Raw genomic sequence first — 15843 nt, 5'->3', positions numbered from 1 at the left:
ATAGGATTAAAGAGCGTTATTTGGGATTGGCATGGCGATTAAAATGATGCAGTGTTTCTTTTAGCAATGCCCTGATTATATCTTGCCAAGAGGCAGGTAAGGATGATGACCAGACGACATCGATATCCCAAGTGGCTGACGCAATGTTCTCAATTGGGATGAAAGTCACATCGTGACGACTAATATGTCTAGCGCTATAGGGAACTAAGCTGACGCCAGCACCCGCGCCAACGAGAGCAATGATTGTTTGAATATCACTCGCTTCTTGGGCTGGAATCAATGATATTTTTTGTTGTTCTAAAAACTGTTCAATTTGCTGAGAAAGCCCGCTGCCTCGTTCCTTCCTAAGTGATAAATAAGGATGGGTCATTAAGAGTTGTTTAATCGATTGATGAGTTAATTGGGATGTGGAAATGGCCAGTGACAGTGTTTCTTTTTTTAACGGATAAACCGCAAAATGTGTAGAGAATGGGGTTTCAGGACGACGCAAAAAAGCAACTTGTAATTGATGGTTGGCTAATTTTTGCGACATGATATTTGACGGCATATCATCAAAGTAAATGGTGGTTTTTGGTAAATGTTCCCGTAAGCGAGCCACGAAAAATGAAGCCTCTTGGAAGACGGAAATACCAAACCCAACATAGATAGATTTCGGAAATTGAGAACTTAATTCAGAAGCTCGATTTAAAAGTTGATTCGTTTGAGACAGCACTTGCTGAGCGAAAGGAAGCAGTTTGTGACCATTTTCCGTTAATTGTGCACCGTGGCGACCACGTTCGAATAACGTTATAGCAAGTTGCCGTTCTAATTGTTTAATCTGTTTGGTCAATGCTGGCTGAGTGACATACAGTTGTGATGCTGCCGTATGGTAGTTCGCTGTTTCGGCTAAAACAACAAAAGCACGTAATAATCGAGTATCCATTACGCCTCATCGGTAAATTTATCAGTTATGTTGGCTTGTAGAGACAATATATTATGTCTCTACAAGTATATTATTCATTAAAAAAGATGCGCCACTGTTATTTTGAAATTGCGACTGGCTTATCAGCAAATCTTACGCTGCGTGCATCTCGTTCATAACCCATGGTTTTAGTAAGAATGCCATACAGTTCAGGGCGTCGACCTGACATCCAGCGGCGGCCTGTCGACATAGGAAGTAAACTTAAATCCAGTTCGGCGATAACCATATCATTTTCAATTGCATCACTTTCTTTAATAATACGCCCATAAGGGTCTATGATCATGGCATTACCAGTGCGTATCTCATCATCATCTAGCCCAACACCGTTACTGAAAACATAAAAGACACCATTATCATGCGCACGAGCTGGTAGCCAACGCATTAACCAGCCGCGTCCATGTTCACCTTGGAAAGCATCTCGTAAGGCTTCTGGGGCTATCTCTCTATTTTCCCATAAAGACAGTGGGATTGGTTTCATGCTATATGGACTGCGGGAATTGGTACCTCCCGTTTGATGAGGCGCTAAAATAATATCTGCGCCCAATAATGCAGTCGCACGCGGGTTTTCGACTAAATTATTATCCCAACAAATGAGGATACCTACTTTTACCCCCCATGGCGTATCAAACACGGTATAGCTATCACCCGAGTGGATGCTGGGGTGCTCAAAAGCATGGAGTTTGCGATGAGCATGATATGTGCCATCGGGCATACAAGCGACCCAAGTATTATAACACTTATCATCTAACCCTTTTTCAATCAGCCCTACGCCAATAATCATATTGAGCTCTTTCGCTCTTTGGCGGATTGGGGTTAATGAAGGGCTATCATGTAGCGTTTCACTGAGTTGATAAACCTCTTCACTAGGCAATTTAGGTACGTGCCAATAACCGGTAATGCACATTTCAGGTAACACGAGTATTTGTACGTTCTGTGATGCGGCTTGATCGATAAAGGCATGGATCTGCTTTAGGTTATCGTTTTTGTCAGAAGCTTTATGTTGAAATTGTACAGTGGCTACTCGAATGGGTGTCGACATAGTGTATCTCCTCTCTTACGGTAAAGAGATAACACCACATAATTGCATAGAGATATAATGAGATATTATCCTTTTTGATAACCAATCGTTATCGATCTAAATCAGATAATCACTTTGCCTCTGATGAGGGCTAGTCAATAAAGGCATAATATTATGCTTCTCCAATATTAGACTGAAATGAACAGATCACGCTAAAAAACAAAAAAAGCGTTATTGATAACCCAAATTAATCTTTGTTCAATCATTCAAAAATGCTGTTTATGTTAATAACATGTTACCCTTCATATAAACATTAAATAAGCTTATTAAATCTATGCATATTCTCCCGATTAAATTTTGAGTTTTGGGGCATACTCTCTTATGAGATTTGTCCTAGTTTTTGATTTTTATGGGTCTATTTTTGATTGTTTCAAAGTGATTCCTCTGTTTTTAGCCTATTCGTCACTCTCATTTGAAATATTTACTATCATTTGGTTACATTTTGACAAGAATGTAATTCATTGAATGTAAAGAGTTATTTCTATTCATAAAAAGACTGATTATGAGTGCTAGCCATTGATTAATCTAATTTATGATAAATTTCCATCTTTAAAACTAGTTAGACCCTATTTAACTGCGTAAAACTAAGGGAAAATTAAGATTAGCGTGATTTATCATATTCTGTACTCTTTAACCGAGTATGACTTTGGTGCTAAATTCATGCTTGATAAAAGCAGATAAAATAAATAAACCACTGTCAGTGGTAAAATAGTTAGAATATAAAAAAATGAAACTTAAATGAATTTATTTGGTTATATTTTATATTTCCTCTTATATATCAACGATGAAATGCCATATTAAATATAGTTGGTGTTATTTTTTATTTATAATGATCCTAGCTTCTATTTATATAGTTATACAACCAACAGTAGTAAAATGAATTAATGATAAATATCAAAACGTTAAGGTTGTTTCTTTATTTTTTTTAAAAAAAGGTCGACCAAAATGTTATAAGAATATTTACTTTAAATGGCCTGTATTTTTTAATAGATATTCTTGATAGGTTTCGTCTAATTTTATTAATCGTATCGATCGTTATAAACAGTTTTACTTTCAAAGTGTCAAATCTATAATTAAGTCAAATTCATATATTGCATATTTAACTACTTTTTCTTAATGTGAATCACTTAAATAATAATTAAAAAATATTGTTTATGACGTTATCTTTTTCACTACGATAATTTTAAATGAGATCGGGTCTTAATAAATGAAAAATGTAAACCAGATCGTTGGTAAAGAAATCCGCAAAAGAAGAAAGAGTTTAGGCCTTTCTGGCATTGAACTTGCGGATCTTGTTGGCGTGAGTCAGCAACAAATTTCACGTTATGAAAGAGGTGAATGCAATATTACATTGGATAATCTACTTAATTTAGCAAAAGCGCTTGAAACAGATTTAATATGCTTTTTACATGATGATATTTTTTCGATAGAAAGCTGTGTTGAGCTAAAAAAAGAACTAAAAAAAGAACAAAAAAACAGAATTATAAAACATAGAATGGCTAATCATTACTTATAGCCTTTACATTATTATTCAGTTGTCTCTCTAAACTATAACAGAATTAATCTCTACCTAATGATCAATATCGTTAGGGAGTTTGTACGTCAGTCGTCTTTCTTAAATAGGAAAATAATATGAAATTATCTAAAATTGCTTTAGCTACCATTATTGCGGCATCATTCACTACAGGTATTGCAAATGCAGCTGTTGACCAAGGTAGTGGCGTTATTAACTTTAAAGGTAAAGTTATTAATGCTCCATGTACTCTGCCTGGTGACGGTACTGTTAACGTCGACTTAGGTCAAGTTGCAAATAAAGTTTTAGAAACAGGTAACAAATACAGCCAAAATGTTCAATATACTATTGCATTAGAAAACTGTGATTTGGGTGAAGTTAAAGGCGAAAATGGAGAAGCTTCATTCCCAGCAGTAAGCAAAGTTAAAGTGACTTTCTCAGGTACGCCTGACTCAACGAAAACTGAACTGTTAGCAAACACGGGTACTTCTAAAGGTGTTGGTGTTCGTCTATTGAACGCTGATGGTGCAGTGATGAAACTAGGTGATACTAGTATTGAAATTCCACTGGTTGAAGGTCCAAACAAACTGACTTTCAGCGCACGTGTTGAAGCGAACGGTAGTAAAGTAGAAACAGGTAGTATCATTTCTCAAGCAACTTACGCTTTAAACTACCTATAATTTAACTCGCTATATTTCAAGTTATCTCATTATTGATGTGTATATCGCTACTTGAGTATATCGTTATTTATATTTCTACAGGTAGTTTCATTACCATCTAAATGAAACTAGAACTATTTGAGTATATGTAAGTAACAGGTCTTTTTTTGCCTGTTACTTACCTTTCTTGGTTTGATTTGTTTACCTATATGACAGGGATTATCATGTCTTTATTGCCTCAATTCAAAGTAAATAAATTATTATTCTCCATTGTTTTAGCACTTTCCGTCTCAAGCGTGGCTAAAGCAGTCGAGTTTAATATGAATATTATTGATGCAAAAGACAGAGATAATATCGATCTCACTCAATTCTCAAATCCAGACTTTATACCTGCGGGAGAATATTTAACAGATATTACCCTTAATGGCCGTAAACTCTCTGGACAATATTTAATTAAATTCACTGAAGTTGATAAAGATACTTCAGCACTCTGTATTACGCCTAAAATGATTCAGCTTTTTTCATTGAAAAAGAAAGTCAGCGATGAAATTTTACAGCATGAAAATAATCAGTGTGTTGAATTACCTAAATCAATGGATATTAATTATCATTTTGATAAAGCTAACCAAAATATTTTATTTTCAATACCACAAGCTTGGCTGGAATATGATGATCCTTATTGGGTTCCACCATCACAATGGGAAAATGGAATTACTGGTGCATTTATTGATTACAATCTTTTTGCCAATTATTCAGCACCTAAAAATAATAGTGAAACCTTTAGCGCTAGCAGTAACGGAACCGCGGGGGTGAATTTGGGGGCATGGCGTTTTCGTGCCGATTATCAATACCAATATAACCGTTCACAAGGTAAAACCAATGAACGGTTCGATTGGACACAGATTTATGCATTTAGAGCTTTCCCCGAATTAGGCGCTAAAATTTTATTGGGTGAGTCATACCTAAAAACGGATATATTCGATAGTTTCCGTTTTATTGGTGTATCACTCTTTAGTGATACTCGTATGCTACCGCCTTCGATGCGTGGTTATGCTCCACAAATTACAGGGATCGCTCAAACGAACGCGACCGTCATTATTTCTCAAAATGGGCGGGTGATTAAGCAAACCCGTGTTGCACCAGGACCTTTTAATATTCAGGATATCACTGAGGCGGTGCAAGGTACCTTAGATGTTACGGTGGAAGAGGAAAATGGAACTAAAACCCAATACCAAGTAACAGCCGCATCATTACCATTTTTGACGCGACAAGGTCAGTTTTTATATAAATTCTCTGCTGGGGAGTCGAGCCCATTTGGACATTCACAGCGTGTTGAGCCTCGATTTATCTCTGGAGAAATGTCTTACGGCGTTTTAAGTAATACTTCATTATTTGGTGGTTTGATCGCAACAATCAGCAATAACGATTACCAAGCGTTTAACTTAGGTATTGGTCAAAATATGAATCAATTTGGTGCGATTTCTTTTGATATCACTCGCACATACGCAAGATTAGATCATTTTGGCACCTATTCAGGAAACAGTTACCGCTTAAATTACTCGAAACGTTTTGAATCAACGAATTCGCAAGTCACCTTTGCGGGTTATAAATTCTCGGAAAAAGAATTTTTGACCATGCCGCAATATATTGATGCAGCGAACGGCATACTTGATTTTAGGCGGGATAAAAACGTATATACCGCATCGTTTAACCAATACATTAGTCCGTTGGATGTCACGCTATATTTTAATGCGTCTCACCATCAATTTTGGAATAGCGAATCGACCACATCCTTTGGGATGAGTGTGAGCAAATTATTTAATATTGGTGATATAAGAAATATTTCTGCCACATTCTCACTGAATAAAATCAAATATCGGGAAACAGATGATAACCAAGCTTATTTATCGTTTTCCATTCCATTAGAAAGTGGTGCTTCTGTTAGCTATGACATGCAATATGCGAATGGAGGCAAAAGCTTAAATCAATCAGTCGCGTATTACAGTGAGAATATAAATAACAATTACTGGAGCTTACGTGCTGGCGGTGATAAGCGTGAACTTGGTCGCATGGAGCCGAGTATTAGTGGTACTTATCAATATTCTTCACCTTATGGTGTGCTGAATATGAATGGTACAGATAATGTCAATTCATACCGTGCATTGGGTGGAAGCTGGTATGGTTCGATGACAGCGACTAAATATGGCGCTGCATTGCACCGTAATGGCACAAATAATGAACCACGAGTCATGATTGATAGCGGTAATGTTGCGGGTATTTCTATCGATAACGGTCAATCAGTTACCAACCGATTTGGTATCGGTGTTGCCACAAATTTAAATAGTTTCTCTAACTCTGATGTGTATATCGATATGAACACGTTACCTGATGATGTTGATGTGAATGACAACATTATTGGTAAAACCTTAACTGAAGGTGCAATTGGTTATCAAACTATTAGCGCTAATCAAGGTAAACGTATTTTGGCGGTTGTTCGTTTAGAGAATGGGAAATTCCCGCCATTAGGAACCAGCGTGATTGAAATAAACACAGGTAGAGAAGTTGGCATTATCGGAGATAACGGCATCGTATATTTAACGGGTATTAATCCAGAAGAGCAATATAGCGTCAAATGGTCAGGCGGAAATGCGCAGTGCCAATTGAATTTCACGAGTTTCTCTGAAAAAGAACAAAGTAAAGTTTTGATTCCCTGCCTTTAAAGGAAAGTGTTATGAATAAATTGTATAAAGCCTCTGTTTGCTTTTCGCTCATATTTATAGGATTACAAACAGCGTCTGCGGCAATCAATATCGACCGTACAAGGATCATTTTCCCCGGTCAGGACAAATCTGTCAGCTTAGTTATTAATAACCAAAGCAAAACGATGCCTTATCTTGCACAGTCATGGATAGAAGATGATAAGGGGAATAAAGTCTCAGCACCTTTTACTGTGCTTCCGCCTATGCAGCGCGTTGAACCGAACGCTAAAAATCAGATAAAAGTCATTAAAACTGAGGGACTGGATAAATTACCCCAAGATAGAGAATCATTATTTTATTTGAATGTCCGTGAAATTCCACCAGTTGCGGATAAAGAAAACGTGGTGCAAATTGCGATTCAGAGCCGTTTGAAAATGTTTTATCGGCCATCACAGATTGAAAACAATAGCGATAAAGTGTGGGCGAAAGAGTTGAAGTATACCCATACAGGTAATCAATTGCTGATAGAAAATCCGACAAAATACTATGTGACTCTAGGTTATTTAAGTAGCCATTCCACGAGTAATTTTCCTGGTTTTGAAAGTGTCATGATAGCCCCGATGTCAAAGGAAACGGTAACCGTACCAGCGACGCCATTTAGTCAACTGTATACAGGGTATATGGATGATTACGGTGGTATGAAAATGCTGACTTACCAATGTGCTGCATCTATTTGTCAATTATCTAAAGAAAGTAAATAGGATCCGGCCATGAGAAATTGCTACGTATCAATATGTTTTTTTATTTCTTTGCTGCTAACAGGGAATGTTTATGCAGATAGCAGCATGATGAAAGGCGACCTGAATTTTACTGGGCGTGTTGTTTCATTGCCTTGCAAGATCAGCTTTTCATCGTTAGATCAAAATATTGATTTGGGACCAATTTCTCTTAATTTCTTTCATGAAATAGGGGATAGGAGTCCTCAGCAAGAAATTAAATTAAAATTTGATGATTGCATTTTCCCTTCGTTTAATCGCGATGATAGAGAACCCGTTGTTCGGATTATGTTTATTTCCGAACCCACAGAAAGTACGGATCGTAATTTATTTGGCGGTAAAACGATATTGAAAGGTTATGGGATTAGATTAATTGATAAAAATGGCAATACAGTGCCAAACGGAGAATATCGTAATTACTCGGTTTACTTTGATGATAACCAGCAAATTACTCTTTATTCAATGTTAGAAAGCTATCTTCCTCGAAAAGACTTAACTGTAGGTAATATCAAAACACAAATTACATTGAGCATTGCCTATCTCTAATAAGGTGTATAACTCATGATACACAGATTGATTAAATACAGCAGACTCCCTGTTTTTCTGCTATTGGCATTTTTTAGTACGAGAGTATTCGCTTTAGATTGTGTGGAATACGGAACCGGAGAAGTGATTAAACCGGCAGTACCTGTCGGTCAATTAGCGATCCTCTCGGATACACCAGCAAATACCGTGATCTGGCAATCAAACCCGATGACGGTTACCGTTTATTGTGACAATGTTATAGGCAATGCCGTTGACGTTGTTCATATGTATTTCAACCCAACCTCTCAAAAATTGGGAACAGGGTTGTTATTGGGCGCGAATTATAAAGGTATTCAGCTCGAAAGAAATCAACAGAGCGTAAGCTTAGGTACTAAACCTATCCGTAAAGGGCAGAGTGTCACTGTCACTGTGACATTTTCTCTGTATATTAAGGTAACTGGTGTGGTTCCCCCTTCAGGTAATTATACGGGCGATAACCAATTTACGGTTTTCCAATTTGATGGAAGTGGAGGCATTAACTTTACACCAGGAGCGAAAAACTTAAGGTATGCAATTTCAGGATTAAAAGGTATCCGTTTTTTGAAATGCGGGGCGGAGATTAAAGTTTATCCAGAATCTCAACAAATTGATTTTGGCCAATTGATGATAACCGACCTTAACCAAGGAAAAGAGTTTAAAAAGGAATTTCAACTACAAGCGGCAAAACGAGGGTGTTTAGATAATTTCTCAATGAATGTGAGCTTTGAAACAACGGATAATCTCAATGGTGATTATGCGATTGATTTAAAAAATGGTACTAACCTCACCATATTTGACGATCAAGGTGATCGCGTAAAATTTAACTATTTCCAGTTTTTCGGTTCTCTACCTACAGGGAGCACCTCAATCACTCGTACTTATAACGCATCGGTCAAGAAAGTAAGTGCGGTGAAAACCGGACCATTTAATGCTTCAACGATCGTTAGGATAAACTATTACTAATCATGATTTTTAAGGAGCGTATTTGTCAGGGAATGACATTTTTTTAAACCGCTCAACATGCTGACGGTGACAGTAAATCGGCTATTGTTGTTAATGATATGGCCTTAAATAAAAAACGGCGACGATTGAATTTAGTCGCCGTTATTTTTTATTTATTTAACACAACGTTGGCAAGTTTGATTTTGTACTTGTTCGAAAAAATTATTGCCTTTATCGTCAACTAAAATAAAGGCAGGTAGTCCTTCAACCTCCATTTTCCAAACTGCCTCCATACCAAGCTCTGGATATTCAAGGCAACTTAAACTTTTGACGTATTCTTGCGCTAAGATGGCTGCTGAGCCACCAATACTGCCTAAATAAAAGCCACCGTGTTTTTTACATGCGTCAGTGACCGCTTGGGTTCGATTACCTTTTGCCAGCATGAGCATGCTGCCGCCATGAGATTGGAATAGATCAACATACGGATCCATACGGTTACCTGTCGTTGGGCCTAATGAGCCAGAAACTTTATCTTCGGGCTTTTTGGCTGGACCTGCGTAATAAACCATATGATCTTTAAAATATTGTGGTAGCTCTTCTCCATTATCTAGGCGTTCTTTAAGCTTCATATGTGCGATATCGCGCGCAATAATCAATGGACCGCTAAGGGAAACGCGAGTGGATACAGGATGTTTGCTTAATTCTGTCAATATCGCTTGCATTGGCTGGTTCAGGTCTATATGAACGACTTTAGCTTCATGATGTTGGCGTAAAGATTCGGGGATATATTGCGCAGGATTGTGTTCCATTTTTTCAATCCATAAGCCTTGTTTGTTGATTTTTGCTTTAATATTACGGTCAGAGGAACAGGAAATGGCTAAACCAATTGGGCAAGATCCTCCATGACGAGGTAAACGCACCACTCTGACATCATGCGCAAAATATTTACCACCAAATTGAGCACCAAAACCAAAATGGCGAGTTGCTTCAAGTAAGGTATTTTCGAGTTCGATATCTCTAAATGCTTGACCATATTGATTACCCGAGGTGGGTAAATTGTCATAATATTTTGTTGAAGCCAGTTTTGCGGCTTTTAATGTCGCTTCAGCAGAGGTTCCTCCAATCACAAAAGCGATATGGTATGGAGGGCATGCGGTGGTTCCTAATGCTTTCATTTTTTCGATCAGGAAAGCTTTTAGTTTATTCGGTTCTAAAATCGTCTTGGTTTCTTGGAATAGAGCCGATTTATTGGCAGAACCGGCGCCTTTATTCACAAACAAGAAGTGATATTCCTCTCCTTCAGTGGCAAAAATATCAATTTGAGCAGGCAAATTAGTACCGGTATTGACCTCAGTATACATATCTAGCGCGGCATTTTGAGAAAAGCGAAGGTTCTCTTGTTTGAAGACATTATAAACACCACGAGATAAAGCTTCTGCATCATTACAATCAGTCCAAACTTGTTGGCCTTTTTTAGCAACAATGGTTGTGGTACCAGTATCTTGGCAGTTCGGTAAAATTCCTTTAGCGGAGATTTCGGCATTACGTAAAAGTTGTAACGCGACATATCTATCATTTTCACTTGACTCTGGATCAGATAATATCGCCGCTACTTGCCTTTGGTGCGCTGCTCTTAAGAAAAATTGAGAATCATAGACGGCGTGTTGAGCCAAAATGGTTAGCGCTTCCGGTTCAATTTTTAAGATCTCTTTGCCTGCGAATGTCTCTACAGAAACGTATTTGTCACTTAACTGATAATATTCAGTATTGTCTACAGATAAAGGATAAGGCGGTTGATAAAAAAATTCATTATTAGACATGTTATTTACTCACATATTTATCCAATGGAATCGTGTAATAGCCCCAATAAGGAGCTTCTGTTTATTCATAATTGAATGCTGTTTCTGCTAGCCTAAAAATGTAAGAGGAATGTACTGCGGCTAAAAGAGATGCGATTATGAATAGCGGATGCCTATCTATTTATTTTTAATAAGATGATTGTATTCAGTTAGATGTGGTCAATAACATGACATTGATTAATATTATCGATATTACATTTCATTTAAGTGAAAAGTTTGCGAGAGGTCACAGAATAAATAAAGCAGGATTTATTTTGAGCCTATGTTATTCGTGTTACTGACTATCTATTTTTGAAATTCAATTGCAAAAAATGTATTGATAATATGGTCGAGCAGAGCGATTTTTAACTTTTATGTATCCCTATTGTCTATTTTTTTCATAGAGTTGTATTAAACTTTAATCAGTATTCATGCTGTTTATGTTATGAATAATGAAAATCTAACTTAAGTTGCCTTTATGATTATCTTACAAAGGGTTGCTGATTCATGTTGCTATGGTTAAGTGGCTTATTTTTTTCGTAAAGACAATAATTTCATTGAGTTTTCATAACGAAAGGCAAACAAAATGCTGAAAATGGCTTTCAATTTGAGCAAACAGTGTTTATCATGCACCACTTAATGAAATTTAAATGGCGCTACTGGTTTTGGGCTTTGCTGGGGAAGATAAGAAGAGTCAATCTCCGATAAGCTTACACAGTCTTTAACGGTAGCGGTTCTATCTGCATTATTCATAGGGATAGAGTGTAGCATAAATGACTGAGACAACCTCTCTGACACCACTCGTCGAATTAAAAGCATTAAATAAAGCTTTTGATGGCAAACAAATTATTTCCGAGCTTGACTTAACCATCCAAAATGGTGAGTTTTTAACCATTTTAGGGCCTTCTGGCTGTGGTAAAACAACCGTTTTACGTTTAATTGCCGGCTTAGAAGATGTTGATGAAGGCAAAATCATCCTTGATGGCCAGGATATTACTGATATTCCAGCAGAACAGCGTTTTGTGAATACGGTATTTCAGAGCTATGCTTTGTTCCCACATATGACTGTTTTTGATAACGTCGCTTTTGGTCTACGCATGCAAAAAACACCCGCAGATGAGATCCAGAAACGTGTTGATCAAGCATTGCGTATGGTGCAATTAGAGGATTTCGCGCAACGTCGTCCAAACCAGCTGTCTGGCGGACAACAACAGCGAGTTGCTATTGCTCGGGCTGTCGTTAATCGCCCAAAAGTCCTCCTGCTGGATGAATCTTTATCTGCCCTAGATTATAAATTGCGTAAGCAAATGCAAAATGAGTTAAAAGCATTGCAACGTAAGCTGGGGATAACGTTTATTTTCGTCACGCATGATCAAGAAGAAGCACTTGCGATGTCTGACCGTATTATCGTGATGCGTGAAGGCAAAATAGAGCAGGATGGCTCACCACGAGAAATATATGAAGAGCCTAAAAATCTCTTTGTTGCTCAATTTATTGGTGAAATCAACATTTTTGATGCGAAAGTGCTATATCGCATTGATGAACAACGTATTCGCGCCAATGTTGAGGGCCATGAATGTGATATCTTTACCGCTCTTCCTGTTAAAGAAGGGCAATCTGTTCATGTCTTATTACGCCCAGAAGATTTGCGCGTAGAAGAGGTGAATGATGCAGAAAATCATCCTGGTTTAATTGGCTATGTTCGTGAGCGCAATTATAAAGGGATGACGCTAGATTCTGTGGTAGAGATGGAAGATGGCAAAATTATCATGGTCAGCGAATTCTTTAATGAGGATGATCCAGACGTAGACCACTCCTTAAACCAAAAAGTTGCTGTAACTTGGGTTGAAAGCTGGGAGGTGGTACTGGATGATCCGGCGTAAACATAAGATCTTACAAAACGTTATCATTACAGGCGTGGTAGCTTGGTTACTGCTATTTGTCTTTTTACCAAACATCATGATCATTGGTACTAGCTTTTTGACGCGCAGTGATACTAACCTTGTCGATCTGATCTTTACATGGGATAACTATCTCCGTTTATCGGATCCCATGTATGCGGAAGTGATGCTTCATTCACTGAATATGGCATTGGTCGCCACGTTTTTTTGTTTAATTATTGGCTATCCATTCGCTTTTATTCTGGCAAAGTTACCAAAACGTCTGCAACCTTTAATGCTTTTTCTGCTGATCGTACCTTTTTGGACTAATTCTCTAATCCGTATTTATGGATTAAAAGTTTTTTTGAGTACCAAAGGGTATTTAAATGATTTTTTGTTGTGGATAGGCATTATCGATAAACCGATACGCTTGATGTATACACCTGAAGCGGTTGTATTAGGCCTTATCTATATTCTATTGCCCTTCATGGTAATGCCGCTTTATTCCAGTATTGAAAAACTCGACAAATCTTATTTAGAAGCGGCGAGAGACCTTGGTGCGAATAAATTTCAGACCTTCATAAAGATCATTATTCCACTCACTATGCCCGGTATTATCGCGGGTTGTTTACTGGTGTTATTACCGGCGATGGGGCTGTTTTATGTTGCGGATTTAATGGGAGGAGCAAAAAATCTCTTAATAGGGAACGTTATTAAGAGTCAATTCCTGAATATCCGTGATTGGCCGTTTGGTGCGGCAACTAGCATCTTCTTGACTGTGATGATGGGACTGTTGCTGTATGTGTATTACCGAGCTGCTAAGCTTTTGAATAAAAAGGCGTATGAAGAATGATCGGTCGCACGTTACGAGGTGGCTTTATGGCCATCGTCTACGCTTATCTTTATATTCCAATTATCATTTTGATTGTTAATTCCTTCAATGAATCCCGTTTTGGAATTAATTGGCAGGGCTTTTCAACCAAATGGTATGAACTATTAATAAATAACGATAGCTTATTACAGGCGGCAGGGCATTCGTTGACGATGGCTGTTATTTCGGCGACATTTGCTACGATAATTGGCACATTAACAGCCGTTGCACTGTTTCGTTACCGTTTTAGAGGAAAACCGTTTGTCGGTGGCATGCTGTTTGTCGTCATGATGTCTCCTGATATCGTGATGGCAATTTCTCTGCTGGTATTATTTATGCTCTTAGGGGTTTCTCTCGGTTTTTGGTCGTTGCTATTTTCACATATTACATTCTGCCTACCTTTCGTTGTGGTGACCGTCTATGCCAGATTGAAGGACTTTGATGTGAAAATGTTGGAGGCAGCTAGGGACCTTGGGGCTGGGGAGTTTACAATTTTACGCAAGATTATCCTCCCGTTAGCATTACCCGCTGTTGTTGCTGGGTGGCTATTGAGCTTTACCTTATCTATGGATGATGTGGTCGTTTCATCATTTGTGACGGGGCCAAGCTATGAAATTTTACCGTTAAAGATTTACTCGATGGTGAAAGTCGGTGTTTCTCCTGAGGTTAATGCCTTGGCGACGGTATTGTTGTTAATGTCGCTAATTTTAGTTTGTTTGAGCCAATGGGTGATGCGGGATAAACTCGCAAAACAGCCATAATCATTATTTATGTTGTATACGCAGCGCTGCTACTGGGGTCAGTAGCTCGCATATTTCGATGCCATTTGGCGATGAGGGTGGGCTCTCTATGAGCCTATAAGATATATATACACAAGATAATTCAAGTTTCGATTGGTGTAATCCGGTGATAAAGGGTGACTTGAAATATGGCGAGTATAAAAAAACACTTTGTTGAGGGATGCTCAGTAATGAAAAAATGGTCCTATCTGCTGGCGGCTGGCTTAGTTGCTGCAAGTATTGGCGCAGCTACAGCTGCTGACGAAAATAAAGACGTACTGTATTTCTATAACTGGACAGAATATGTTCCCCCTGGTTTATTAGAGCAATTTACTAAAGAAACTGGGATCAAGGTGATTTATTCCACCTACGAATCAAATGAAAGCATGTACACCAAACTCAAGACCTATAAAGAAGGTGCTTATGATTTGGTCGTTCCTTCAACTTACTTTATTTCTAAAATGAGTAAAGAAGGCATGTTACAAAAAATTGATAAAAACAAACTCAGTAATTTTAATAATCTTGACCCGAATCTACTGCATAAAGAATTCGACCCACAAAATGATTACTCGATCCCTTATATTTGGGGGGCAACGGGTATTGGTATTAACGGCGATGCGGTTGACCCTAGCTCGGTGACTTCTTGGGCTGATTTTTGGAAACCCGAATATAAAAATAGCCTATTAATGATGGACGATGCGCGTGAGGTATTCCAAGTCGCATTGACGAAATTGGGATATTCAGGTAACACCACAGACCCTAAACAAATTGAAGAAGCTTATAAAGAGCTGCAAAAATTACGTCCAAATATTTTAGCTTTCAACTCCGATAACCCTGCAACACCATTTATTGAAGGTGAAGTTGATGTTGGGATGCTGTGGAATGGTTCCGCCTTTGTGGCGCGTCAAGCCGGCTTACCAATAGACGTTGTTTGGCCAAAAGAGGGGGGAATTTTCTGGATGGACAGCTTAGCTATCCCTGCAAATGCGAAAAATCCAGAAGGGGCACATAAGTTGATCAACTTCCTCTTGCGCCCTGAAATTGCCGCACAGGTTGCGGAAACGATCGGTTATCCAACACCCAACCTAGAAGCCAAGAAGATGCTACCGCCAGAAATCGCTAATGATCCATCCCTGTATCCAAGTGAAGAGGTGTTGAAAAAAGGTGAATGGCAAAGTGATGTCGGTAATGCAAATATTGTGTATGAAGAGTATTTTCAGAAACTAAAAGCAGGTCGCTAATATATTAGCGATTTTTAATCAGGGCATCGCAACGGCGATGCC

13 protein-coding genes are annotated in these 15843 nt (G+C 38.2%); 10 read left to right on the top strand and 3 right to left on the bottom strand.

Annotated features, from left to right (window positions below):
* Window positions 1–16: 16 nt before the first annotated feature.
* A complete protein-coding gene (locus tag M1F03_RS16545) occupies window positions 17–922 on the bottom strand; it encodes a LysR family transcriptional regulator (RefSeq protein WP_154622747.1) in 906 nt (301 codons plus the stop codon).
* A gap of 97 nt (window positions 923–1019) precedes the next feature.
* Complete coding sequence (locus tag M1F03_RS16540) at window positions 1020–2000, bottom strand: nitrilase family protein (protein WP_251464725.1); 981 nt, start codon at window positions 1998–2000, stop codon at window positions 1020–1022.
* Window positions 2001–3246: 1246 nt separating this feature from the next.
* On the opposite strand from M1F03_RS16540, the gene M1F03_RS16535 reads away from it, so the two are divergent.
* From M1F03_RS16535 to M1F03_RS16510, 6 genes are all read left to right on the top strand, one after another.
* On the top strand, window positions 3247–3555 hold the full coding sequence (locus tag M1F03_RS16535; protein ID WP_154622062.1) for a helix-turn-helix domain-containing protein: 309 nt from the start codon (window positions 3247–3249) through the stop codon (window positions 3553–3555).
* A 116-nt stretch (window positions 3556–3671) separates the two neighbouring features.
* Window positions 3672–4232 (top strand): fimbrial protein, encoded by a 561-nt coding sequence (locus M1F03_RS16530; protein WP_154622063.1) that lies wholly within the window; start codon window positions 3672–3674, stop codon window positions 4230–4232.
* A gap of 203 nt (window positions 4233–4435) precedes the next feature.
* The gene (locus tag M1F03_RS16525; RefSeq protein ID WP_251464724.1) at window positions 4436–6931 is read left to right on the top strand and encodes a fimbria/pilus outer membrane usher protein; all 2496 of its coding nucleotides are present in this window, start codon (window positions 4436–4438) and stop codon (window positions 6929–6931) included.
* An 11-nt stretch (window positions 6932–6942) separates the two neighbouring features.
* Window positions 6943–7671, top strand: a complete 729-nt coding sequence (locus M1F03_RS16520; RefSeq protein ID WP_154622064.1) for a molecular chaperone — start codon at window positions 6943–6945, stop codon at window positions 7669–7671.
* A 9-nt stretch (window positions 7672–7680) separates the two neighbouring features.
* On the top strand, window positions 7681–8232 hold the full coding sequence (locus M1F03_RS16515; RefSeq protein ID WP_154622065.1) for a fimbrial protein: 552 nt from the start codon (window positions 7681–7683) through the stop codon (window positions 8230–8232).
* A 15-nt stretch (window positions 8233–8247) separates the two neighbouring features.
* Window positions 8248–9213, top strand: a complete 966-nt coding sequence (locus M1F03_RS16510) for a fimbrial protein (RefSeq protein ID WP_318840013.1) — start codon at window positions 8248–8250, stop codon at window positions 9211–9213.
* 152 nt (window positions 9214–9365) lie between these two features.
* Here the strand turns inward: M1F03_RS16510 and M1F03_RS16505 are convergent, their stop codons facing one another.
* Window positions 9366–11012 carry a fumarate hydratase gene (locus M1F03_RS16505; RefSeq protein ID WP_196713660.1) on the bottom strand — a complete coding sequence of 549 codons (1647 nt, stop codon included), beginning with the start codon at window positions 11010–11012 and terminating at the stop codon, window positions 9366–9368.
* Between the two features lie 791 nt (window positions 11013–11803).
* On the opposite strand from M1F03_RS16505, the gene potA reads away from it, so the two are divergent.
* The 4 genes from potA (at window position 11804) to potD (ending at window position 15801) form a co-directional block, all read left to right on the top strand.
* Entirely contained in the window at window positions 11804–12913 is a 1110-nt protein-coding gene (potA, locus tag M1F03_RS16500) for a spermidine/putrescine ABC transporter ATP-binding protein PotA (protein WP_154622068.1), read from the top strand.
* The gene (potB, locus tag M1F03_RS16495; RefSeq protein WP_163863096.1) at window positions 12900–13763 is read left to right on the top strand and encodes a spermidine/putrescine ABC transporter permease PotB; all 864 of its coding nucleotides are present in this window, start codon (window positions 12900–12902) and stop codon (window positions 13761–13763) included. Before potA ends, potB begins: the two co-directional genes overlap by 14 nt.
* Window positions 13760–14542: a spermidine/putrescine ABC transporter permease PotC gene (gene potC / locus M1F03_RS16490; RefSeq protein ID WP_154622070.1), complete on the top strand. Its 783-nt coding sequence runs from the start codon at window positions 13760–13762 to the stop codon at window positions 14540–14542. Before potB ends, potC begins: the two co-directional genes overlap by 4 nt.
* A gap of 209 nt (window positions 14543–14751) precedes the next feature.
* A complete protein-coding gene (gene potD / locus M1F03_RS16485; protein ID WP_154622071.1) occupies window positions 14752–15801 on the top strand; it encodes a spermidine/putrescine ABC transporter substrate-binding protein PotD in 1050 nt (349 codons plus the stop codon).
* Window positions 15802–15843 lie beyond the last annotated feature (42 nt).

This window comes from Providencia sp. PROV080 (assembly GCF_033688105.1).
Classification (GTDB): domain Bacteria; phylum Pseudomonadota; class Gammaproteobacteria; order Enterobacterales; family Enterobacteriaceae; genus Providencia; species Providencia zhejiangensis.
The sequence above is the reverse complement of the archived record's forward strand: the minus strand, read 5'-3'. Positions and strand labels throughout refer to the sequence as shown.